Source organism: Chryseobacterium sp. WG14 (assembly GCF_024586945.1).
Lineage (GTDB): Bacteria > Bacteroidota > Bacteroidia > Flavobacteriales > Weeksellaceae > Chryseobacterium.
The window spans coordinates 90,951-114,315 of the sequence record NZ_JALCZD010000004.1 but is presented as its reverse complement, the minus strand read 5'-3'; the positions used below and the strand labels follow the sequence as shown (position 1 = coordinate 114,315).

20 protein-coding genes and 1 tRNA gene are annotated in these 23,365 nt (G+C 35.1%); 16 read left to right on the top strand and 5 right to left on the bottom strand.

Translation table 11 applies throughout. The annotated features are described in order from the left end of the window. Positions 1–16: 16 nt before the first annotated feature. From MP478_RS08680 to MP478_RS08630, 11 genes are all read left to right on the top strand, one after another. Entirely contained in the window at positions 17–988 is a 972-nt protein-coding gene (locus MP478_RS08680; protein ID WP_230036722.1) for an iron ABC transporter permease, read from the top strand. Positions 989–2,144: 1,156 nt separating this feature from the next. Further along, on the top strand, positions 2,145–2,522 hold the full coding sequence (locus MP478_RS08675) for a GxxExxY protein (RefSeq protein WP_257200215.1): 378 nt from the start codon (positions 2,145–2,147) through the stop codon (positions 2,520–2,522). Between the two features lie 100 nt (positions 2,523–2,622). Continuing rightward, complete coding sequence (locus MP478_RS08670; RefSeq protein ID WP_257200214.1) at positions 2,623–3,546, top strand: ABC transporter ATP-binding protein; 924 nt, start codon at positions 2,623–2,625, stop codon at positions 3,544–3,546. A 162-nt stretch (positions 3,547–3,708) separates the two neighbouring features. After that, complete coding sequence (locus tag MP478_RS08665; RefSeq protein ID WP_373567445.1) at positions 3,709–4,158, top strand: MarR family winged helix-turn-helix transcriptional regulator; 450 nt, start codon at positions 3,709–3,711, stop codon at positions 4,156–4,158. Between the two features lie 55 nt (positions 4,159–4,213). Further along, positions 4,214–6,607 (top strand): 3-hydroxyacyl-CoA dehydrogenase/enoyl-CoA hydratase family protein, encoded by a 2,394-nt coding sequence (locus MP478_RS08660; RefSeq protein ID WP_230036728.1) that lies wholly within the window; start codon positions 4,214–4,216, stop codon positions 6,605–6,607. A gap of 89 nt (positions 6,608–6,696) precedes the next feature. Further along, positions 6,697–7,161, top strand: coding sequence for an IS200/IS605 family transposase (tnpA, locus tag MP478_RS08655; protein WP_230036730.1), 465 nt, complete (start codon positions 6,697–6,699; stop codon positions 7,159–7,161). A 111-nt stretch (positions 7,162–7,272) separates the two neighbouring features. Next, on the top strand, positions 7,273–8,451 hold the full coding sequence (locus MP478_RS08650; protein WP_230036732.1) for an acetyl-CoA C-acyltransferase: 1,179 nt from the start codon (positions 7,273–7,275) through the stop codon (positions 8,449–8,451). A 35-nt stretch (positions 8,452–8,486) separates the two neighbouring features. Further along, positions 8,487–8,963: a four helix bundle protein gene (locus tag MP478_RS08645; RefSeq protein WP_306592612.1), complete on the top strand. Its 477-nt coding sequence runs from the start codon at positions 8,487–8,489 to the stop codon at positions 8,961–8,963. Continuing rightward, positions 8,896–10,671, top strand: coding sequence for an acyl-CoA dehydrogenase family protein (locus MP478_RS08640; protein ID WP_257192217.1), 1,776 nt, complete (start codon positions 8,896–8,898; stop codon positions 10,669–10,671). The genes MP478_RS08645 and MP478_RS08640 overlap by 68 nt, the downstream gene beginning before the upstream one ends. A 271-nt stretch (positions 10,672–10,942) precedes the next feature. Next, on the top strand, positions 10,943–11,278 hold the full coding sequence (locus MP478_RS08635; RefSeq protein ID WP_230036737.1) for a YegP family protein: 336 nt from the start codon (positions 10,943–10,945) through the stop codon (positions 11,276–11,278). Positions 11,279–11,359: 81 nt separating this feature from the next. Next, complete coding sequence (locus MP478_RS08630; protein WP_230036739.1) at positions 11,360–11,806, top strand: phosphohydrolase; 447 nt, start codon at positions 11,360–11,362, stop codon at positions 11,804–11,806. Here MP478_RS08630 and MP478_RS08625 read toward each other — a convergent pair. Together MP478_RS08625 and MP478_RS08620 are read right to left on the bottom strand one after the other, a co-directional pair. Next, positions 11,803–12,519 carry a DUF2490 domain-containing protein gene (locus MP478_RS08625; protein WP_257200213.1) on the bottom strand — a complete coding sequence of 239 codons (717 nt, stop codon included), beginning with the start codon at positions 12,517–12,519 and terminating at the stop codon, positions 11,803–11,805. The two genes, MP478_RS08630 and MP478_RS08625, sit on opposite strands and share 4 nt — an antisense overlap. 72 nt (positions 12,520–12,591) lie before the next feature. After that, positions 12,592–14,403 carry a TonB-dependent siderophore receptor gene (locus MP478_RS08620; protein ID WP_257200212.1) on the bottom strand — a complete coding sequence of 604 codons (1,812 nt, stop codon included), beginning with the start codon at positions 14,401–14,403 and terminating at the stop codon, positions 12,592–12,594. Between the two features lie 465 nt (positions 14,404–14,868). On the opposite strand from MP478_RS08620, the gene MP478_RS08615 reads away from it, so the two are divergent. From MP478_RS08615 to MP478_RS08605, 3 genes are all read left to right on the top strand, one after another. Then, entirely contained in the window at positions 14,869–15,909 is a 1,041-nt protein-coding gene (locus MP478_RS08615) for a hypothetical protein (RefSeq protein ID WP_257200211.1), read from the top strand. Between the two features lie 7 nt (positions 15,910–15,916). Next, a complete protein-coding gene (gene uvrA / locus MP478_RS08610; RefSeq protein WP_257200375.1) occupies positions 15,917–18,709 on the top strand; it encodes an excinuclease ABC subunit UvrA in 2,793 nt (930 codons plus the stop codon). Positions 18,710–19,143: 434 nt separating this feature from the next. Then, a tRNA-Arg gene (locus MP478_RS08605) sits at positions 19,144–19,215 on the top strand. Between the two features lie 97 nt (positions 19,216–19,312). Here the strand turns inward: MP478_RS08605 and MP478_RS08600 are convergent. Further along, on the bottom strand, positions 19,313–19,768 hold the full coding sequence (locus tag MP478_RS08600; protein ID WP_257192213.1) for a hypothetical protein: 456 nt from the start codon (positions 19,766–19,768) through the stop codon (positions 19,313–19,315). A gap of 302 nt (positions 19,769–20,070) precedes the next feature. Between MP478_RS08600 and MP478_RS08595 the strand changes: the two genes are divergently transcribed. Together MP478_RS08595 and MP478_RS08590 are read left to right on the top strand one after the other, a co-directional pair. Beyond that, positions 20,071–21,192 (top strand): lactonase family protein, encoded by a 1,122-nt coding sequence (locus tag MP478_RS08595; RefSeq protein WP_306592610.1) that lies wholly within the window; start codon positions 20,071–20,073, stop codon positions 21,190–21,192. A 151-nt stretch (positions 21,193–21,343) separates the two neighbouring features. Further along, positions 21,344–21,589: a hypothetical protein gene (locus MP478_RS08590; protein ID WP_257192212.1), complete on the top strand. Its 246-nt coding sequence runs from the start codon at positions 21,344–21,346 to the stop codon at positions 21,587–21,589. 25 nt (positions 21,590–21,614) lie between these two features. On the opposite strand, the gene MP478_RS08585 is transcribed toward MP478_RS08590, so the two are convergent. Both MP478_RS08585 and MP478_RS08580 read right to left on the bottom strand, forming a co-directional pair. Further along, complete coding sequence (locus MP478_RS08585) at positions 21,615–22,208, bottom strand: hypothetical protein (protein WP_257200210.1); 594 nt, start codon at positions 22,206–22,208, stop codon at positions 21,615–21,617. Positions 22,209–22,496: 288 nt separating this feature from the next. After that, on the bottom strand, positions 22,497–23,105 hold the full coding sequence (locus MP478_RS08580) for a hypothetical protein (RefSeq protein WP_257200209.1): 609 nt from the start codon (positions 23,103–23,105) through the stop codon (positions 22,497–22,499). Between the last annotated feature and the right edge of the window lie 260 nt (positions 23,106–23,365).

Below are 23,365 nucleotides of genomic sequence, written 5' to 3'. Positions count from 1 at the left end.
AAATTCTTTCTGAATAATGTCAAAAAGGTTTAGAATCCTGTGTTTATTATTAGTAGTAGCTATTATTATAGCTGCTGGCATTAATCTGAACACAGGATTTTTAAGTTTAGAGCTGCAGGATTTTTTTCAGGATTCTGCCCATAGCCAGATTGCCGAAATCCGTATCAATCGTGTATTTGTGATGCTTCTTGCAGGAATCTCAATTCCTACTTCCGGTTTTCTGATGCAGGAATATTTTCAAAACCCATTAGCCGGTCCGGATATATTGGGGATTACTTCGGTAGCCAGTTTATCTGTAGCTTTTTACATTTTTTTTTCACAAGATATCCTCCTTCCTGAATTTCTTCAAAATAGTTTTTTGAGCTTATCCGCCATAGGAGGAAGTTTAGTGCTGATGTTGATATTATTATCGATGTCTAATAAATTCCAGGATAAATCTTACCTTATAATTTTTGGATTCCTTATCTCTGCTTTTGCAGGAGCTATTGTTTCCCTGCTTCAGTTCTATGCCGAAAACCAAAGTCTTAAAAATTATATTCTATGGTCTTTTGGAGCTAATAATATGGTAAGCAGAAATCAGATTTATATTCTATCAATTCTTGTGTTAATAGGGTTATTTTTCTGTTTTAAAACTATAAAACCCCTGATCGGAAATTCTTTAGGAACATCGTACGCACAGAGCCTGGGTGTAAATTTAAAACGTCTGAAGCTATTAATTATTATAGCATCTTCTCTCCTTTCCGCCTCTATTACAGCGTTTTTAGGACCTATCCTGTTTATTGGAATTATTGTTCCACATTTCTGCAGGCTGGTCTATAACCCGTCCAAACTATGGCAGCAATGGATCCTGAATATGTTTTTAGGAATGCTAATCATGATGTTTTTCTCCATTATTGCAGAAAAAACACAGATTCCATTGAACGTAATAAGCTCCGTTTTTGGTATTCCAGTGATATTGATGATGCTTTTAAAGCAAAATAAAATCTGATTTGGGTTGGTAAACGCTAAGACGCAAAGAAATTTTCAAATGAATATGTTCTTAAGACGCAAGGATTTTATCTCCGATAAAATTGAATCCAACATTGCTAAAATGGTAATTTTCATATACTAATCAAGACCAAAAGTATTTTCCTGAAAATCTTTGATTTTCTTGCACCTTAAAATATACGCAATTCAGGAGCTCCCCTTGCGCCTTTGCGTTTACCCAACATTAAATTCCTTGAATCTAATAAGCTCCGTTTTCAATATTCCAGTGATCCTGATGATTCTTTTAAAGCAAAATAAAGTTTGATCTTATTTGGAAAAATGCAAAGACGCAAGAAAATTTTAGGAGATCATGTTTTAAGACGCAAGGATTTTATCTCCGATAAAATTAAATCCAACATTGCTAAAATGGTAGTTTTCATATACTAATCAAGACCAAAAGTATTTTCCTGAAAATCTTTGATTTTCTTGCGCCTTAAAATATACGCAATTCAGGAGCTCCCCTTGCGCCTTTGCGTTTACCCAACATTAAATTCCTTGAATCTAATAAGCTCCGTTTTCAATATTCCAGTGATCCTGATGATGCTTTTAAAGCAAAATAAAACTTAATTGTGGTTGGTAAACGCTAAGGCGCAAAGAAATTTTCAAATTATAATGTTTTTAAGACGCAAGGATTTTATCTCCGATAAAATTAAATCCCACATTGCTAAAATGGTAGTTTTTATATACTAATCGACACCAAAAGTATTTCCTGAAAATCTTTGATTTTCTTGCGCCTTAAATATACGCAATTCAGGAGCTCCCCTTGCGCCTTTGCGTTTACCCAACATTAAATTCCTTGAATCTAATAAGCTCCGTTTTCAATATTCCAGTGATCCTGATGATGCTTTTAAAGCAAAATAAAACTTAATTGTGGTTGGTAAACGCTAAGGCGCAAAGAAATTTTCAAATTATAATGTTTTTAAGACGCAAGGATTTTATCTCCGATAAAATTAAATCCCACATTGCTAAAATGGTAGTTTTTATATACTAATCGATACCAAAAGTATTTCCTGAAAATCTTTGATTTTCTTGCGCCTTAAAATATACGTAATTCAGGAGCCCCCCCTTGCGCCTTTGCGTTTACCCAACAATTCATATATTTATTTAAAATACCACAAATGACAGAAAATGAATTATCAAGAATTGTTTTTGTTATGGGTTTAAAAATTCATAAAAAACTTGGAGCAGGATTATTTGAACATGTATATGAAGAATGCATGTTTTATGAACTAACTAAAGCAGGACTTTTAGTAGAAAAACAAAAATTGCTCCCCATTGTTTATGAAGATTTAAGAATCGAGAATGCTTTCAGGTTAGATATTATCATTGAAAATAAATTGATTTTAGAGATAAAAACAGTTGATTATATAAACCCTACCCATAAAGCTCAACTTTTAACCTATTTAAAAATGACAAATTGCAAATTAGGATTATTACTTAACTTTCAATCCAATGTTTTCAAAGATGGAGTAACAAGAGTTGTCAATCATTTATAAACTATAAAAAGTATAAAAAACTGGCAAAGTCAAATTCTTTGCGCCTTAAAAACAGTATTTTTGTAAGATATTTCGCGCCTTGCGTTTAACCATCTCAAATATGCATCTACAAATCAAACAAGCTAACATCGGTTACCATACTACTTTAATATCAAATGCTAATGCAGAGATTAAGCTTGGCGATGTATGTCTGTTGATTGGTAATAACGGGGTTGGGAAAACAACATTAATCAAATCTATTCTCCATCAGATTTCTTTACAGAGTGGAGAGATTTTAATTAATGGTAAAAATGTAAAAAAGTTTTCGGTAAAAGAAATTGCTGAGCAGATTGCTGTTGTTTTTTCAAAATCGGTTGTCCCGCAGCATTATACGGTTGAAGACCTTATTTCGTTGGGAAAATATATTTACTATCCTTTTTATTTTGAATTAAAAGAAGAAGACCGGAACGAAGTCGCTCACATTATAGAAGAATTAGAGTTAACCCAATATCGACATACCCTTCTTAAAAATCTTTCGGATGGTAATCTTCAGAAAGCTTTTATCGGGCGGGCTATAACGCAGAACTCCCCTATTATTATTTTGGATGAGCCTACTACTCATCTTGATGAAAAAAATAAGATTATCATTCTTAAAACCCTTAGAAAGCTGGCTAAAGAACAGAATAAACTTATCCTGTTTTCTTCTCATGACTGGAGGCTGGCAAAAGAATTTGCAGATAAAATATGGTATATCAAGAACTATCAGTTATATTCGGGAATTGTAGAAGATATTCTGCTTCAGAATGAGGAACTGACTACTACTTCTTTATTTCAAATGAGTGAGAATTTTATAGCTCCTCATATCTCGGCACCCCAGGTTTATAAAGAAATGTTATATTCTCTGCTTCAAAAAAACTTCCAAAAAGATCTTTCTTCATTTCATTTTGAGCTTAAGAACCATTTTTGGGTAATTACTAAAGATAACACCAAACAACAATATCAATCCTTTGAAGAAATCATCAATTTCGTTGAAAACATTCATTAATACTTAGTTTTTGTTGTTTATTTCATATACTATGCATGCATAGTATTATGCTAATCATACAATTTAATCCGTTTATTATCAGCTTATTAACAAAATTTAACGTTAATAAATACTATGCATGCATAATATTTACTAAATTTGGGTAAAACCATTAGCGCAAAAATGATGGACAAAGATAAAATAGAAAACGTAGATTTAATTTTGAAGCAGACCTGGCTGGCTGTTTCAAAAATGTACACAGAATTAGCTCAGGAACATGATTCTACAGCAGTACAAGCCCTCACCCTTCTTAAGATAGATCCCAAAGAAGGAACCCGAAGTACGAATCTTGGCCCTAAGATGGCCATAGAGCCCACCTCTTTAACGAGAATCATCAAACTTTTAGAAGATAACGGATATATCTATAAGGAAAAGACAACCACTGATAAAAGAGAGGTTATCATTAAACTTACAGATAAAGGGTTAAATTCCAGAAACATGTCTAAGGAAGTAGTGGTCAACTTTAATAAAAAGGTGATGGAAAAAATTGCTCCCGAGAAGCTGGATACTTTTAAAGATGTGATGACTGAAATCATGAAGATAGCCAACGAATTATTAAACAACAGAAAATAAATTATAATGAAACCGTATGGTTACATACGACCTTATTAAAAATAAAAATTTACATATGAAAAGAAGAATCAAACATGTAACGGTTCTTGGTTCAGGAATTATGGGAAGCGGTATCGCGGCTCACTTCGCCAATATCGGTGTTGAAGTGTCACTTTTGGATATTGTTCCTTTTGAACTGACTGAAGCTGAGCAGAAAAAAGGTTTGACCAAAGATGACAAAGTAGTAAGAAACAGAATTGCTACCGAAAACTTTGAAAAACTGAAAAAAGCAAGTCCTGCACTTCTTTATTCTCCAAAGTTTGCAGATAGAATTAAAGTAGGAAACTTCGATGATGATCTACAGAAAATAAAAAATACAGACTGGATCATTGAAGTAGTGGTAGAAAGACTTGATATCAAGAAATCAGTATATGAAAAGATTGAACAGTTCAGAAAGCCGGGTACATTAATTTCTTCTAATACATCCGGAATTCCGATCCATTTCTTAACAGAAGGAAGAAGTGAGGATTTCAAAAAATATTTTGCAGGAACACACTTCTTTAATCCGGTAAGATATCTTCCTCTTTTAGAGATTATCCCTACTAACGATACGGATCCTGAGATTATAGATTTCTATATGAACTACGGAGCAAAATTCTTAGGTAAAACGACTGTTTTAGCCAAAGATACTCCGGCTTTCATCGCCAACAGAATCGGTGTATTTTCTATGATGGATCTTCTTCATAATGTACAGAAATTAGGATTAACGGTTTCTGATGTAGATAAATTGACAGGTCCTGTCATTGGACGTCCTAAATCTGCAACATTCAGAACCGCTGATGTAGTAGGTCTTGATACATTGGTAATGGTAGCCAACGGAGTTCGTCAAAGCGGTGCTGAAGCTAACGATTTCAATGATGTATTTGCTCTTCCGGGTTATATCCAGAAAATGATGGATAATAAATGGTTAGGATCAAAAACAGAACAGGGATTCTACAAAAAAGTAAAAAATGCTGAAGGTAAATCTGAAATTCACGGATTAAACCTTGATACTTTAGAATATGAGCTTCAGGGAAAATCTTCATTCCCTACCCTTGAGCTTACAAAAGCGATCGACAAACCTATTGACAGATTTAAAGTATTGATCGGTGGTAAAGATAAAGCAGGGGAATTGTACAGAAAATCTTTAGGGGCACTATTCGCCTACGTTTCACATAAAGTTCCTGAAATTTCTGACGAGGTTTACAAAATTGATGATGCCATGAGAGCTGGTTTCGGATGGGAAAACGGACCATTTGAAATCTGGGATGCCGTAGGCGTTGCAAAGGGTATTGAACTGGCAAAAGATGCTGGATACGAAGTTTCAGACTGGGTGAAAAACGTAGAAACATTCTATAAAGTAAATGATGAAGGACAAAGTATTTACGTTGATAAAAATTCAGGAGAATACAACAAGATCCCTGGTCAGGATGCTTTCATCATCTTAGATAATATCAGAAAGAATAAAACAATCTGGAGTAACTCGGGTGCTGCTATTGAAGATTTGGGAGACGGAATCATCAACTTCGAGATCCGTTCAAAAATGAACTCTCTTGGAGGCGAAGTTCTTGATGGATTAAACAGAGCTATTGATTTAGCAGAAAAAGAATATGACGGATTAGTGGTAGGAAATCAGGGAACAAATTTCTCTGTAGGAGCTAACCTTGCTATGATCCTTATGATGGCTATTGAGCAGGATTGGGATGATCTAAATATGGCGATCGCCTACTTCCAGAAAACAATGATGAGAGTAAGATACTCTTCTATTCCTGTAGTAGTTGCTCCCCACGGAATGACTTTAGGAGGTGGTTGTGAAATGACCATGCACGCAGACCGAGTGGTTGCCGCAGCAGAAACGTACATCGGACTGGTAGAAACCGGAGTGGGTGTAATTCCTGGAGGGGGTGGTACAAAAGAACTTACCCTGAGAACTTCAAGAGAATTCCATAGCGATGATGTTAAAAACAACAGACTTCGTGAAGCTTTCATGAACATTGCTATGGGTAAAGTAGCCACTTCAGCTTACGAAGCTTACGATATGGGAATTCTTGAAAAAGGTAAAGATATCGTTTCTGTAAGCAAAAACAGACAGATTGCAGAAGCTAAAAAAGTAGCAAAACTACTAGCTGAACAAGGGTATACCCAGCCTATTGAGCAAAGAGTAAAAGTATTGGGTAGGGACGCATTAGGAATGTTCTACGTAGGAACAGACCAGATGCTTACCGGAAACTATATTTCTGCTCACGACAAAAAAATTGCAGATAAGCTGGCTAATGTAATGGTAGGTGGAAATCTATCTGAACCAACAGTAGTTACCGAACAATACTTACTGAACCTTGAAAGAGAAACCTTCCTTCAACTTTGCGGAGAAAGAAAAACCCTTGAAAGAATCCAGTACATGTTACAAAATGGTAAACCGTTGAGAAATTAATGGGCGGCTCCGTAGGAGCAGGCTGTTAATAGCTATATGAATAATTTACAATTTTTGCAGAGCCTCGTAGAGGCGACCTGTTAGTTTTTATGGCAAACACATACACACAAATTTATATTCAAATTGTTTTCGCTGTTAAAGGAAGACAAAACCTGATTTCGAAAGAAAACAGAGAAGAATTACATCAATTTATTACAGGTATTGTTTCCAATAGAAATCAAAAATTATTCGCAGTTTTTGCAATGCCTGACCATGTTCACATTCTTGTAAGTATGAATCCGACAATGTCAGTTTCAGATTTAGTAAGAGATATTAAAGCAGGCTCTTCAAAATTCATTAATGAAAAAGGATGGATAAATGGAAAATTCAATTGGCAGGAAGGATACGGAGCGTTTTCTTATTCTAAAAGCAGTATTGATCCGGTATTGAAATATATTTTAAACCAGGAGGAGCATCATAAAAAGAAAACTTTTAGAGAAGAGTATCTGAATCTGATGTCAAAATTCGAAATTGAATATGATCCAAAATACCTATTTGAATGGATTGAAGATTAACAGGTCGCTCCTACGGAGCTCCACAAAAAATACGAAGACAAATAAACAGCTATGAACAGTTTACCTCTACGAGGCAAAAAAATTTCAAAAACAAATTAATTAAACAAAAAAATGAAACAAGCATATATAGTAAAGGGTTTTAGATCTGCCGTTGGAAAAGCTCCAAAAGGAAGTTTAAGATTCACAAGACCTGACGTCATGGCAGCTACCGTTATTGAAAAATTAATGGCTGAGCTTCCACAATTAGATAAAAACAGAATTGATGACCTTATTGTTGGGAATGCTATGCCGGAAGCTGAACAAGGGCTTAACGTGGCACGTCTGATCTCTTTAATGGGATTAAATACAGACAAAGTTCCGGGAGTAACGGTCAATAGATATTGTGCTTCAGGAAGTGAGGCTATCGCTATTGCTTCGGCAAAAATTCAGGCCGGAATGGCTGACTGTATTATTGCCGGTGGTACAGAATCTATGTCTTATATTCCAATGGGAGGTTACAAACCGGTTCCTGAAACGGATATTGCAAAGACTAACCCTGATTACTACTGGGGAATGGGTTACACCGCTGAAGAAGTAGCCAAGCAATATAATATCACAAGAGAAGAACAGGATCAGTTTGCTTTTGAATCTCATGTGAAAGCTTTAAAGGCTAATCAGGAAGGTAAATTTGCCAATCAGATTGTTCCTATCCCAGTAGAATATAATTTCCTTGATGAAAATCAGAAAATGCAGACTAAAAAGTTTGATTTCTCTGTAGACGAAGGTCCAAGAAAAGACACTTCTTTTGAAGGATTATCAAAATTAAGACCTGTATTTGCCAACGGAGGTAGTGTAACTGCCGGAAACTCTTCTCAGATGAGTGACGGAGCTGCTTTTGTAATGGTAATGAGTGAAGAAATGGTCAAAGAATTGGGCTTGGAGCCGGAGGCAAGACTGGTAGCTTATGCGGCTGCGGGACTTGAGCCGAGAATCATGGGAATGGGACCTATTTATGCGATTCCAAAAGCTTTAAAACAGGCAGGTTTAGAATTAAAAGATATCGACTTGATTGAACTTAATGAAGCTTTCGCTTCTCAGTCTGTTGCTATTAAAAAAGAATTAGGCTTAAACCCTGATATTTTAAATGTAAACGGAGGAGCAATCGCTCTTGGGCATCCACTGGGATGTACAGGTACCAAACTTACTGTTCAGCTTTTAGACGAAATGAGAAAGCGTGGCAACAAATACGGAATGGTTTCTATGTGTGTAGGAACAGGACAAGGAGCAGCTTCAATTTTCGAATTGTTATAGATTAAAAGAGTAAAGAATAAAGAGTAAAGACTTTAATGAAACATAATTTCAAACATCTCAATATCTGGAAACTATCCATAGAATTAGCTGATGAAATTTATGTAATCACGGATACCTTTCCAAGAAATGAAGAATTTGGATTAAAGTCTCAAATTAGGAGATGCGCAGTTTCTGTCGCTTCAAATATTGCTGAAGGCTCAAGCCGGAGTTCAACTAAAGATTTTAATCGTTTTTTAGAAATAAGTCTCGGCTCTCTTTACGAATTGCAAACTCAACTTATTATTTCAGGTAATAGAAATTATTTTGAGTTTTCTACAACTGAACAAATAGAAAATAAAATCACAGAACTACAGAGAATGATTTCTGGCTTTCAAAAAAAATTTAATACCATAAAGTCTTTATTCTTTTCTCTTTGTTCTTTAATCTTAAAAAATAAAATAATATATGGCTACATTAAAAGGCGGGGAATTCCTAATCAAACAAATTCCTGCAAGCGAAATTTTCAGTATTGAAGAACTGAACGAAGAACAAAAAATGCTTCGTGATTCTGCAAAAGAATTTATAGACAGAGAAGTGGTTCCTCAAAAAGAGCGTTTTGAAAAGAAAGATTATGCATTTACGGAAGAAACAATGCGTAAACTTGGAGATATGGGAATGTTGGGAATTGCTGTTCCTGAAGAGTACGGAGGCTTGGGAATGGGCTTTGTAACCACGATGCTTGCCTGCGACTATCTTTCTGGAACTACAGGATCGTTAGCAACAGCTTACGGAGCTCATACAGGTATCGGAACACTTCCTATCGTTCTTTACGGAACGGAAGAGCAAAAGAAAAAATACCTTCCGGACCTGGCAACAGGAACAAAATTCGGGGCTTACTGTTTAACAGAGCCTGATGCAGGTTCTGATGCCAACTCAGGAAAAACAAGAGCTAAACTTTCCGAAGACGGAAAACACTATATCATCAATGGTCAGAAAATGTGGATCTCCAATGCAGGATTTGCAGATACATTCACACTATTCGCTAAAATTGATGATGATAAAAATATCACAGGTTTTGTAATCAACCGTTCAGAGCTTGAGAATCCTGAAAGCTTAACTTTCGGTGAAGAAGAACATAAGCTGGGTATCCGTGCCTCTTCTACCCGTCAGGTATTCTTCAATGATATGAAGATTCCTGTAGAAAATCTTTTAGGGGAAAGAAATAACGGTTTTAAAATTGCTTTAAACGCGCTTAACGTTGGCCGTATCAAATTAGCAGCAGCTTGTTTAGATGCACAGAGAAGAATTTTAAACCACTCTATCCAGTATTCTAACGAGAGAAAGCAATTTGGAGTTTCTATTTCAACGTTCGGGGCGATCAGAAAGAAAATTGCAGAAATGGCTACCGGTGTTTTCGTAAGTGAGGCTGGTTCTTACAGAGGAGCAAAAGATATTCAGGATAAAATTGATGAGTTGGTAGCTGGCGGAATGGATCATCAGGCAGCTGAGCTAAAAGGTGTTGAAGAATTCGCTGTAGAATGTTCAATCCTTAAAGTATTCGTTTCCGACCTTGCACAGCACACTGCTGATGAAGGCATCCAGGTGTATGGAGGAATGGGATTCTCTGAAGACACCCCAATGGAATCTGCATGGAGAGACTCAAGAATTTCAAGAATCTATGAAGGAACGAATGAGATCAACAGATTATTAGCGGTAGGAATGCTTATTAAAAGAGCGATGAAAGGTGAATTAGACCTTTTATCTCCTGCAATGGCTATCAGTAAAGAGTTGATGGGAATCCCTTCATTTGAAGTTCCTGATTATTCAGAATTTATGAGTGAGGAAAAATCAATTATCGCAAACCTTAAGAAAGTGTTCTTAATGGTTTCCGGAGCTGCTCTTCAGAAATACATGATGGATATTGAGAAACAACAGCATTTATTATTAAATGCTTCTGAAATTCTTAACCAGATCTACATGGCTGAATCTGCTGTATTGAGAGCTGAGAAACACTTCTCTCCTGATTCTGTAGAAGCTGCAATGGCTCAGTTAAACCTTTACAAGGCTGTTGAGAAAATCATCGTAGCCGCTAAAGAAGGAATTATTTCTTTTGCTGAAGGTGATGAACAGAGAATGATGCTTTCAGGGTTAAGAAGATTTACAAAATATGCTAACCATCCAAATGTAGTGGCCCTAACTGAAAAAGTAGCGGCTCATTATATCGAAAAAGGAGCTTATTAGTCTTTATAACATAAATTTGATTTTAAAACGTCCCATTTTTGGGGCGTTTTTATGTTTAATTACAAAGTATAAAAGAGCAAACGAATTTCAGAAAACTCCGGAATTCAATATTTTTTCCTAATTTTATTTACAGAACTTGTTTACACTTTTTATTTTAACCATAAAAGTTACAGCGTTCCTTGAACGCTTAAGTTTAATAAACTAAAGTGTTTATAGCGTTTCACTCAGCTTTTGTACAGCCTTATAAACTAATAACTCAAAATAAAAACATATGGGAAAATTCGTTATTTCAAAGAGAACAAACAGTGAATTTCAATTTAACCTTAAAGCAGGAAACGGACAGGTGATCTTAACGAGCCAGGGATACAGCTCAAAATCTTCCTGTGAAAAAGGAGTTGAATCTGTAAGAACCCATTCTCAGGATGACACAAAATATGAAAGAAATAAGGCTAAAGATGACAGATGTTATTTTAATCTTAAAGCTGGAAACGGACAGATCATAGGATCAAGCCAGATGTATGAATCTGAAAACGGTATGGAAAACGGAATAGAATCCGTAAAAAACAATGCTCCCCATGCCTCTTTAGATGATGAAACAGATTTATAAAAAAACATCTGAAATAATATCAACAAAATGTCTTATCTTTTTAGGGCATTTTTTATTTTTGCACTCTATTTTTTAGAAAAAATGACAAAAGAAGATTTATTACATAAAGCTATAAAAATAGCGACCAAAGCACACAAAGGACAAACGGATAAGTATCATGCTCCTTACATAGCTCATGTGATGCGGGTTATGGAGTATGGTAAAACACTGGATGAAAAAATAGTGGGTGTACTGCACGATGTCGTAGAAGACCATCCTGTGGAGTTCAGTCTGGATTATTTAAGAACCGAAGGTTTTCCGGAATATATCATTTTCGCGATCAGCTGTCTTACCAAGTTTGATCCGGAAGAAGATTACGACGAATTTGTGAAAAGGACCGAAAGATCACCGCTGGCTGTTGCGGTAAAGTTAAATGACCTTCGCGACAATATGGACCTCAGAAGAGTAAACAGGGAGCTTAGTCCTAAGGATATCAAAAGGTTTAATAAATATCTGAAAGCCTATCATTACCTGATAGAGAAATACTAATCGGCACCCGGGAAGTCGTACGTCTTCACGTGATGATCCGTACCGTCAATATTGATATTCAAGGCAAGGTAGATGAAATGTAAGTTTTTATTTCCTTTGGCTTCAAATTCACGCTGCCAAAGATATCCGGTTAGAATTCCAAAGTATTCATCGATCTGATAGCCGAACCCTCCATATACCCTGTTTCTGGCGAAAGTAGGCTTCATAGGTGATACAAGGAAAATTTCGTCATAGACATTGGCAAAAACAGTTCCTTTCTTTATTGTTTTAGCATTTAAAGGGACACTGACATTCAAACGGTAGCGGTAACGCATCCTTTGAGAGGTTTTGTCTATCTGCGGTTCATAAAACCAGCTTTTTTCAACACGGAAACGGTTTTCAAATTTTACGATACCTTTTTTTAAATCGATTACATCCTGAAGCCATACCCTGAACTCTTCTCTGCTCAGGCTATGGTCTTTATAATTGACATATCTCCCAAGCCCTACAAAAGGTTTATGGTTTTTGGTAAGATTATATCCCAGTCCACCTTTTATTTCATAATAGTCGGGGTAAGTATAGTCTTCATTGCCACGCAGCTGCCCTTCTGCATATATGAAAAATTTTGGATGAAACTTATAGGTTAAAGTCACAGCATTGAAGCTGGAAAGATGTTCCTGGGCTTTATATAATGTCATACTCAAAAGTAAACTCAGACTTAAAAAAAGTTTCATAAAAAAATTTTTGCAAATGTATATTTTTTAACAATTTGTTAATATTAACTTTAATTCATATTAAATTAACAGCTACTTAATATCAATAGTGTATGAAAAACCAATGTGGAACCATCTTTGGGGCATTTCTACTCCAAAGGCTTCAGTATAATTTGTATTGGTCACATTATTGATCAGAATATAGACTGAAAAGTCCTTTTGGGCAAAACTTAATTTTTCATCCAGCAGATTATAGGTTCCCAGATTTTCTCTTTCATTATATCTGTACACAAGCTCATTCGTAAAGCTTTTAAGGAATTTCGTCTCCAGTCTGGCTACCACCTGATGTTTCAAATTATCAAGAATATACCTTGAAACAAACTCATTATTTTCTTTGTATTTGCTATCCAGGAAAGTATATCCAACCGAATATCTTAACCAATCATTTACCTTATGATTCACTTCAGCCTCTATACCTTTTATTTTAATTTCGCCAACATTTTGGGCATACCAGACCTTATCATTAAACGTATTTTTAACCCAATCGATAGAATTATCGGAATTCCTCATAAATCCACTGATTTTCGCAAGAATTTTACTGTTTTGAAACTGATATCCAACTTCTGATGAAATGGCATTTTCAGGCTGCAAATTGATATTACCATGTTCGGTTGGGCTTACGTAATAAAGCTCAGTAAATGTTGGAATACGATGTACTTTTGCAATATTTCCGTAGATTTTATTATTCGCATTGAAATTATAGCCTACATCAAGTCCCGGATAGAAAAAATTGCCTTCTTTGGAGTAATTAGCCCATGAAATTCCCGGGCTGATATTCAGCTTTTTATCGAGTAATGAAAAATGATGTTCAAAGAAAACCTGCGACACAAAACGGTTAGGGTTACCCAAATTACTGCTTACTAAAAACTCTTTCCTCAATTCCACGCCAACTCCGGTTGTTCCCAGCCCCCATTGGTAACTTGAATTTACTTCTCCTCCTATATTATTTCCAATATGCATATTCCTGTAAAAAGAGGGATTCTGCCTGTTATAAAGGTACATATCCTGCCCTCTTCTCCAATATACGTTAGAATTAAGCTTCAGCTTTCCAAAAGTTTGCTGATGGGCTACGCTTACAATGGATGCCTGGGTTTCCTCATACTGTTCTGTAGCGCTTTTAGAAGCATAAAATCCATTAGCTCCGAACTTTTTCTCTGAAAAACCTGCCTGAAGTTTAAGATCTCCGTTTTTAATCCCCATCCGGCCCTGGTAAAATACATTCCTGATTTCATAATCAGTATTGTACATATATCCCTGTGAAGAAGCAGAATTTGCCTGAAAGGCGCTTGAAAATTTTTCATTTCCCAACTGAGCATTGAAACCGAGGCCATACGTTTCATAATCTCCCCCATCTGCATTGATTTTCACTCGCTTTCCTGGGATTACTTTAGTGATGATATTAATTACCCCCGCATAGGCATTCTGACCAAATCGTCTGGCAGCAGGACCTTTGATAACTTCTATTTTTTCTACATCTGCTAAATCTACCGGAATATTCATATTGTTGTGCCCGGTTTGGGAATCATTCATTCTGATCCCGTTCAGCAATAGTAAGACCTGTTCAAAAGAACTTCCACGGAAGCCTATATCACTCTGCACCCCGTTGGCTCCCCTCCTTCTGATATCCATTCCTGAAACCTGCTGAAGAATTTCATCAATACTTCTGGCCGGAGAATGAGCAATATCTTCTTTGGTGATGACACTGATATTCTGATTGGCACTTTTATAAGGTGTAGAGATAAATTTCCCCTGAAATTCAATGCTTTCAATATCTGTTGTCTTTTCCTGTGCCTGTACCCAAAGCAGTGATCCCAGAAAAAAAGCACTTCCTATCTTTTTGATCATAACGTATCCGTAATTTTCTTTTATAACAGATTCCAAAAGTAAGGGAGTTCACTAAGACAGACAAATGATACTTGTCATAAAAAAAGATGCAGCATGGGGTGCTGCATCTTGTGTTGAGGGAGTAATTTTTTCTATCTTTTTCTCATTAAATGTGTAACCAGATCTCTGAATAATTTCCTCATCTCTATATTACATATTTATGAATACAATTTTAAATAATTTTTAAACATAAAACAATACTTGCATAAAAAAACATAATCAAAATCATAAAATTCCATAAAATACAATGAAAAATAAATATTTAAAAAAAGTAAATGCAGCAAAAAAGTCTCTATTTTCTTTTTTATCAGTGCATTATTTAGCTTTCAAAACACTTTTTTCACTTATTCTGCTATTTATTTTGAAAACAGAACAAGCATAGAATTTTCACTAAAAATTCGTAATTTTGTGGGTCTTAATTTTACAATGAAAACATTATTTTTTTCTATATTTTTTATAGGCATTTATGTAAATGCTCAGTTTACTTATCCAGATCCTAAGATATCTAATCCTGCAGAAGATATGATAGAAAAGGATGAGCTCATTAATTTGATTATTGGAAAACAAAAGATTAAAGAATCATACATAAAAACAAAAGGAGAAGAAAATGAGACTATTATTGAACTTAAGAAATTTGATCCTCAAGGAAATATACTTTTCGCCAGTGATATAACAGAAACATCAAATAAACCAACAAGAAAGGATGAATATAAAATTGCTGTAGCAGACAATAGAATCATTTCTTTTGAGCAATCATCTCTTGACCTTCCCACAGATAAAAGTGAGATATTTTACGACTTAAAAAATAATATTTCAAAAATAACGGGAAAGGGGAAAGAATATGAATATATATATGAAAAGGGGAAATTGATAAAAAAAATTGAAAAGTATGCTGGGGAAAAGAGTGTAATCACCTATGAATATAATGCTAAAGGAAAAGTGGCTGTAATATCCGGTGAATATATTTCTTCTAAGGGAAAGTTATCAACAAGCCTTAATTCTTTTTCATATGATACAGATGGCAATATTCTATCAGATTCTTTTAAAAATACGGGAACCTCTATAGAAAAAAGGTATTCTTATACAAACAATCTTCTCACAAACTATATTCTTACTTACAATGGAAATAAAGCAGAAGATGGGCAATATGATTATGATGAAGACCACAGAATAAAACAAATGGTAAAATCTTCATACAATCCAGATAAAAACACTTCTATCAGTACCAGCTCACTTGTTTTTAAATACGGCTATCAAAATGGCTTACTTGCTGAGAGAATTACATTATTTGACGGTAAAGAACCCGGTTATGTGGAAACATTTTCTTATGATGATCAGGAAAGAATGACTAAAGTCAAAACCCAATCAGAAAATAAAGTTGTGGCAAATGTAAATATTAGCTACGGAAACAAAACAATCACACTGGCTGGCGATACCTTCCAGTCAGAATATACTCTATATGAATAAACAAAATATGGCTAATACTACAGAAATAGATATAAAAAAACAGATTTTCGTTAAGAATGCACATCTTAACAATCTGAAACATATAGATGTTCTGATTCCTAAAAACAAACTGATCGTGATTACGGGAGTTTCGGGAAGCGGTAAATCATCTTTGGCTTTTGATACAATCTATGCAGAGGGACAGAGAAGATATGTAGAAAGTTTAAGTTCTTATGCACGACAGTTTTTAGGAAAACTGGAAAAACCTAAAATTGATGATATTAAAGGGCTGGCTCCTTCCATTGCCATCCAGCAGAAGGTAATTTCTTCCAATCCACGGTCTACAGTAGGAACATCTACTGAGATCTACGATTATATGAAGCTTCTGTTTGCAAGGATCGGGAAAACTTTTTCTCCGGTTTCCGGGGAGGAAGTGAAAAAGGATTCTGTTTCTGATGTGGTAGATTTTATTAAAGCATCAAAAAAAGACACTCCTTTTTTATTGACTGCACCCTTGGAATATGATGCAGATAATTTTAAAGAAACACTGAATATTTTAAAACTAGCCGGTTTCACAAGACTTGAAATAAACGGAAATGTAGCGGGAATAGAAGATTTGGAGAGTTTCGGATTTATCCCTGAAAAAGGAATGATCATCAATCTTGTGATTGACCGTTTTTCTTATGAGGAAGACGAAAGTTTCTTACAGCGACTTGCCGATTCTATCCAGATGGCTTTTTATGAAGGCCGTGGATATTGTGCGCTGGAAAATCCGGATACGGGAGTGGTAAAAGAATTCTCCAATAAGTTTGAGCTGGATGGGATAGAGTTTTTGGAACCCAATGTTCATTTTTTCAGCTTCAATAATCCTTATGGGGCATGTCCCGCTTGTGAAGGCTATGGAAAAGTAATCGGAATTGATGACGATCTTGTGGTACCCAATAAAACGTTATCCATCTATGAAGATGCCGTAGTATGCTGGAGAGGGGAATCCATGAGCGAATGGAAAAAAGATTTCATAAAAAAAGCAGGCGACTTCCCTATTCATAAGCCTTATCATCAATTAACAAAGGAACAGAAAAACTTCCTTTGGAAAGGTGACGGAAAGAGCAGCTTCCCTTCTATCAATAATTTCTTCAAGATGCTTGAGGAAAACCTGTATAAAATCCAATACCGTGTGATGCTTTCCCGCTACAGAGGAAAAACCTTATGCCATACCTGCGAAGGGTTAAGGCTTCGTGAGGAAACCAGCTGGGTAAAAGTAGACGGACATAACATCCAATCGATGATTGAACTTCCTTTGGATGAGCTGGCACCTTTAATTAACGGATTACAGTTGTCTGAACATGATCAGGAAGTAGCAAAAAGACTGTTATATGAAATCACGACCCGTCTGGAATTTTTATTAAAGGTTGGTTTAGGATATTTAACTTTAAACAGAACTTCCAATACACTTTCCGGTGGTGAAAGTCAGAGAATTAATCTTGCCACAAGCTTGGGAAGTTCTTTAGTAGGGTCTATCTATATCCTGGATGAACCTTCTATTGGTCTTCATTCCAAGGATACGGAAAACCTGATCGAAGTATTGAAAAACCTTCGTGATTTAGGAAATACAGTCATTGTGGTAGAGCACGATGAAGATGTGATGAGAACCGCCGATTATATTATAGATATAGGCCCGGAAGCTGGTTATCTTGGTGGAGAGCTTGTATTTGCAGGCGATTACAAAGATCTGAAAAACGCTGACACACTGACGTCAAAATATCTTACCGGAAGATTGAAAATAGAAGTTCCTGAAAAACGCAGAAAGGCCAAGGAATGGATTCATATCAAAGGGGCACGCCAGAACAACCTTAAAAATATTGATGTAGATGTTCCTTTGGAAAGCCTGGTTGTGATCTCGGGAGTTTCAGGAAGCGGAAAGTCTACTTTAATGAAAGAAATCCTTACCAATGATATCCAGATCCAGTTAGGAATGGGTGGTAAAAAAGGTGATTATGATTCTGTAGAATTCCCTAAAAAACTGATTAAAAATATTGAACTGATCGACCAGAACCCGATCGGAAAGTCTTCCCGTTCCAACCCTGTAACTTATCTGAAAGCATATGATGATATTCGTGATCTTTTTGCCAAGCAGAAAATCTCCAAAATGATGGGTTATAAACCTAAACATTTCTCATTTAACGTAGATGGCGGAAGATGCGATGAATGTAAGGGTGAAGGGGTAATCAATGTTTCTATGCAGTTTATGGCTGATATTGAACTGGAATGTGAGGTTTGTAAAGGGACACGTTTCAAAAATGAGATCCTTGAAGTGAGATTTGATGAAAAGAATATTTCTGATATCCTTCATATGACAGTAGATGAAGCATTGGAATTCTTTAAAGATAATAATGAAGAAAAAATTGTCACCAAACTGAGACCTTTACAGGAGGTTGGACTGGGCTACCTGCAGCTGGGGCAGAGTTCTTCTACCCTTTCCGGTGGTGAAGCACAGCGTGTAAAACTGGCATCATTCCTTGTTAAAGGCGTTACAACAGATAAAACCCTATTTATTTTTGATGAGCCTTCTACAGGGCTTCATTTCCATGATATTCAGAAACTCTTGAAATCTCTGCAGGCACTGATTGATCTTGGACATTCTGTGATCGTTATTGAACACCAGCCGGATATTATCAAATGTGCCGACCATATTATCGATATCGGCCCTGAAGCCGGAAAACATGGTGGTGAGGTGGTATTCGCCGGAACCCCGGAAGATTTAGCAAAAAATAAGAAGTCTTATACTGCAAAATATATCAAGGAAAAACTTGAAAACTAACTATAAAACAGAGAGCCACCGAGCTCTCTGTTTTTTTTATCTCCCTTCTTCTGTGAGTCGAAAAATCTGCACAACCACACTTATCCACAAAAAATTGTGGATAACTTGTGAATTTTAACATTAAGTTCATATTTCGTATGAGAATTATTTGTACATTTACTATGTAATAATAATCGAAGTGGAAACTTTATTTGCTTTTCTTACTACTATTGAAATTGCAATTAAATTTGAAATAAAAATTTAAGCACAGCATTGTCGGCTGTGCTTTTTATTGTTGTCTAATTAAAAAAATGAGATGTATTTATCTACTGAATCCCGCTCCTAAAGAGCGGGTTCTTTTATTTTTTTGTTGGATAAACCAATACCAATTTCCATTCTGCCATCTTCAAATCATTAAAACAGATTTAAATAATATGTATCTTTACGACTCCAAAGGCCCCATAGTTCAATGGATAGAATAGAAGTTTCCTAAACTTTAGATCCAGGTTCGATTCCTGGTGGGGCTATTTTTAAATATTGTAGGCATTGATTTTAGGGAATAGTATTGATTCACTTCAAGAAAATCATTAGAGTAACAGAGTTGAAAACTATTTTTAAATATTTCTAAAAATAATTTTGCAAAAAATAACCTGGTGAAGGAACTGGATCTATTTTAGATTTGACCTTAGAATTACTATCAATCCACTTTCGTATTTTAATATCATTATTTAGAGAATCATTTAAAGGAATACTTGGATAAAGTCTATTGTTATGAACATCATTATTCAAATATATAATTAAACATTTTTTATCTACTTCTTTCTGTGCAGTTGAAAACGATAAATCTCCAATATCACATACTGATGTAAATTTCTTTCCGTTTACAATAAAAGTGTATATAAAATTGAAACCAGTCCCTCTTCCATAACCATTAATTTTTTTTATTGTACCAATTGCATAAAGGCCATCTTGCTTATAAGAACTTTTAAATTTTCTTATAAAATGATATTGGTAAAAGATCATTGCTATAGTTAAAATAGCAAATATTATAGTGTAATATCTTTTAACAAAATTTATCATTTAGCTTTCGAATTTTATTTGCACGGTAAAGTTTACCGTAAAACTTACCCTGGCTGAACTGCGTTCGCAGTCTTCATAAAAGCTTCTCTTTTACTTATCTGCTAAGGTGATCTTTATACCGGGAAATATAATGGTTTTCCTAGAGCAATAAAAACGAAATGACTGAAAATTCTTAACTACGAATAAAACATTAGAGTTACACTCATTTTCATAAAGAAATATGCTGTCAAGCCAACCTAAATATGTAGATTTGCAATCTATCGGCGGTACTGCCTTAAAATTTCTAAAAATTATTTATACCCTTGAAGAAGACCCTAAGCTTAGTCTTTATAATTTTAGCCTTTACAAAATTATATTCACAAAATACGTATGTGTTTTTCGGTTCGTTTAACCGTGATAAAACCGCTGAGGGAATTTATGTATATGAACTGGATACCATCAAGGGGAAATTATCAAAAGTAACCTCCGTTAAAGGTATTTTAAATCCATCTTTTCTGACTTTATCTCCCAATGGAAAATATGTTTTTGCGTGTACGGAAAGCAAAACAAAAAATGCGGGCAGTGTAAGCAGTTTTGCATTTAATCCTTCAGATAAAAAGCTGACTTTTATAAACAGTCAGAAAAGCGGCGGCGAAAACCCGGTGTATGTAATGGCTCACCAAAATGGAAAATGGTTAATTAATGGAAATTATACAGAAGGAAGTGTTTCTGTTTATCCGGTTTTAGAAAATGGAAGCATACAGCCGGGTGTTCAGAATTTTCAATTTTTGGAAGGCAGTATCGATCCCGGAAGACAGGAACGTTCTCATATTCATTCTACTGTTTTTTCGCCAGATTTTGATTATGTTTTCCTTCCTGATCTGGGAGCGGATAAAATCAGAAGTTATCGATTTGAAAATGAAAAAAATGAGCCTTTAGTTCCTGCAGAGCCTCCTTTTACACAGACTGTTTCAGGAAGCGGACCAAGACATTTCACCTTCCATCCGAACGGAAAATATGCTTATTGTATTGAAGAAATGGGTGGTGCTGTAAGTGTATATTCGTACGCTCAGGGAAAACTGACTCCTATTCAGAGAATAGATACTCATTCTGAAAAATTTAAAGAAGATTTTGAAAGTTCTGACGTTCATATTTCTCCTGACGGGCTTTATTTATATGCTTCCAATCGTGGCGTTGAAAATAATATCGCCATATTTTCAATTCAAAATGACGGAAAACTAAAAACCGTAGGCTATCAGCCAACCAAAGGGAAACATCCAAGAGTATTTGCTATTGATGAAACCGGAAAATTCTTAATTGTGACGAATGCTCAAAGCGGAGATGCATTTGTATTCAGACGAAATGCAGAAACGGGACTGCTGAAAAAAGTAGGAAAAAGGGTAAAAATAAAGCAAGTATCTTCAGTCCAGATCAGGAAATATTAGTTAATCTTATCATTCGATGAACGGTTTACCATTGATTGAAAGGATGAAAACGTTTTTTTCCATATTCTAAAAAATTATTATTTAAATTATAATTTCAGGGTAAGATTTCCGACCTTTGCCCGGTATTTAGAATATATAGAAACTCACACTCATGGAACATGATTTAGAAATACCGGTAACCTATAAAGGCAAAGACCTTCTTTTTACCGGACGCCTTGCCACATTTACCTACGGTTATAAACTTTATGTCAATATCAATGGTACCGATGTAGTCTTTGAGCGGGATGATGAGGGTAATTTACGGGCTATCGTTCCTGATAACGCTTCAAATCCAGCCATAGAAAAAGGGCTCATTGAGGCTGTTATTGATGTTTTTAAAGAGCTACAGGTGTTATGATCTATTTTTAACCTTCTTTCTTTTTTTAATGCTCTTCTGATATTGCTCTCTCATCCTGAGACAGCCCTGAAAAATAAATCTGCAGGAAATTATGTTTCAAAAATTGTGGGTACTCCTGATAAACAGGTAGAAAAAATAACTTATAAAATATACTTCTGTCAAACCAGTCTTTCTTCAGATTAATATCAGCATACATCTCATCCATTTTTTCAAATATCTGATCTGTTGTTTCAGACTGATAATAGTCTTTCAGTTTTAGACTTTCAGTTTTCCAGCGCTTTACTATTTCTTCATGATTGATAATGTTGGTAAGCCCTCCATTTTTCTTTAGCGAAATCTGTAACGGATACAAAATTTGCTCTGCTTTTTCAAGCAGCTGCTCTATTATTTTATCAATTCCCTGATTGTTTACATATGTTTTTTCCTTGGTGAGTTCAATTTGGAATGCAGTCCTCTTTACTTTTATTTTGTAGTGAATCTGCAGATCTTTAGGTGAAAATTTGATAATCACTCCATAAATCTTATCACCGGAAATGGAAGGAATTTCCAATACTGCACTTTTCAGTAATTTCCTGTCCCTGGTTTCGAACTTATCAGAAGGAATATAAATATACTCCACATACTTAGGCAGTGACAAGGTCAACAACTCCTGAAGACTGCAGTATTGATTATGAAACCTACCAACTCTTCCGGAGTGAGCTTATACTCTCCGGAAAGTTTTTTAGGTTCAGAATCCCTTCTACCTTTACCTTTGTATATTCCTGTTTTGCTACATCTTCCATTCCTGTTATTCTACTGATTTCCTATCCATTTTCAGTTGCTGTATCTTCCTTTCGTTATATTAGTTGATCAGCTATTCTCTTAGTATTATTTAGAGGAAATTTTCGTCATCAGTCTGATTGATATTTTAGTACTGTTCCAAATCGTAAAAGCTTAAATCCTGGATTTTTGGCAATGCACTGACTTTTATCAGTTTTTTCTTTTTATTTAAAAGTTTATCTGAACCTGTTACTTGTTCATACTCAATTTTCGTTTTTGCGATTAAGTCAATTTCTGTTTCAAAAGTGGTGTCTTTTCCATCCCATATTACCCGTGATATTTTGATCAATTCAAAATTATTTTGCTTCAGCCTGAATTCATAGCTGCTTTTTCGATCTTTAATGTCGGTAAGCATTTTCAATTTACCTTCTTCAATAAAAAAATCCGGAATTACATTATCATTATGCTCTCCTTTCTTATTAACCGGATATTGGCTTTCAATGATTTTTGTAGAAGAAACTACTAATTGAAGTTTCTTATCTGGTTGGGAGAGGAATATTTGTAATCTTAATGGTCTGGTCTCATCCTTTATATCCATTTCCACCATGATCCTGTCATTCTTTTTATCATAATTCAAATCACCCTCTTCTTTTTGTATCAGAGATGTGTAATTATCTTTATTAATCGTTTTTTGCGAAAACACATTAGTATTTGCTGTAAGGAATAATAAGATGGTATAAGCTGCTATATTTTTCATAATTCATTTATAAGTATACCGAATGTATTCAAAAGAGACAGGATAATTTACCTGTTCAACCCCTAATCATTTTTTTTACGGCCTCCAGGTTCAGAAGCAAGCAGATACTATCTATATTTATCAATTCCCATAGTGATGTAGCAAATCAAAGTAAAAACAATAATAATAACAGATACAGATATAGACACCCACCACAAAATATGTTTTTTATCTGCTTTGAAATAAAAGAAATATGATAATACCAACATTATAATATTGAT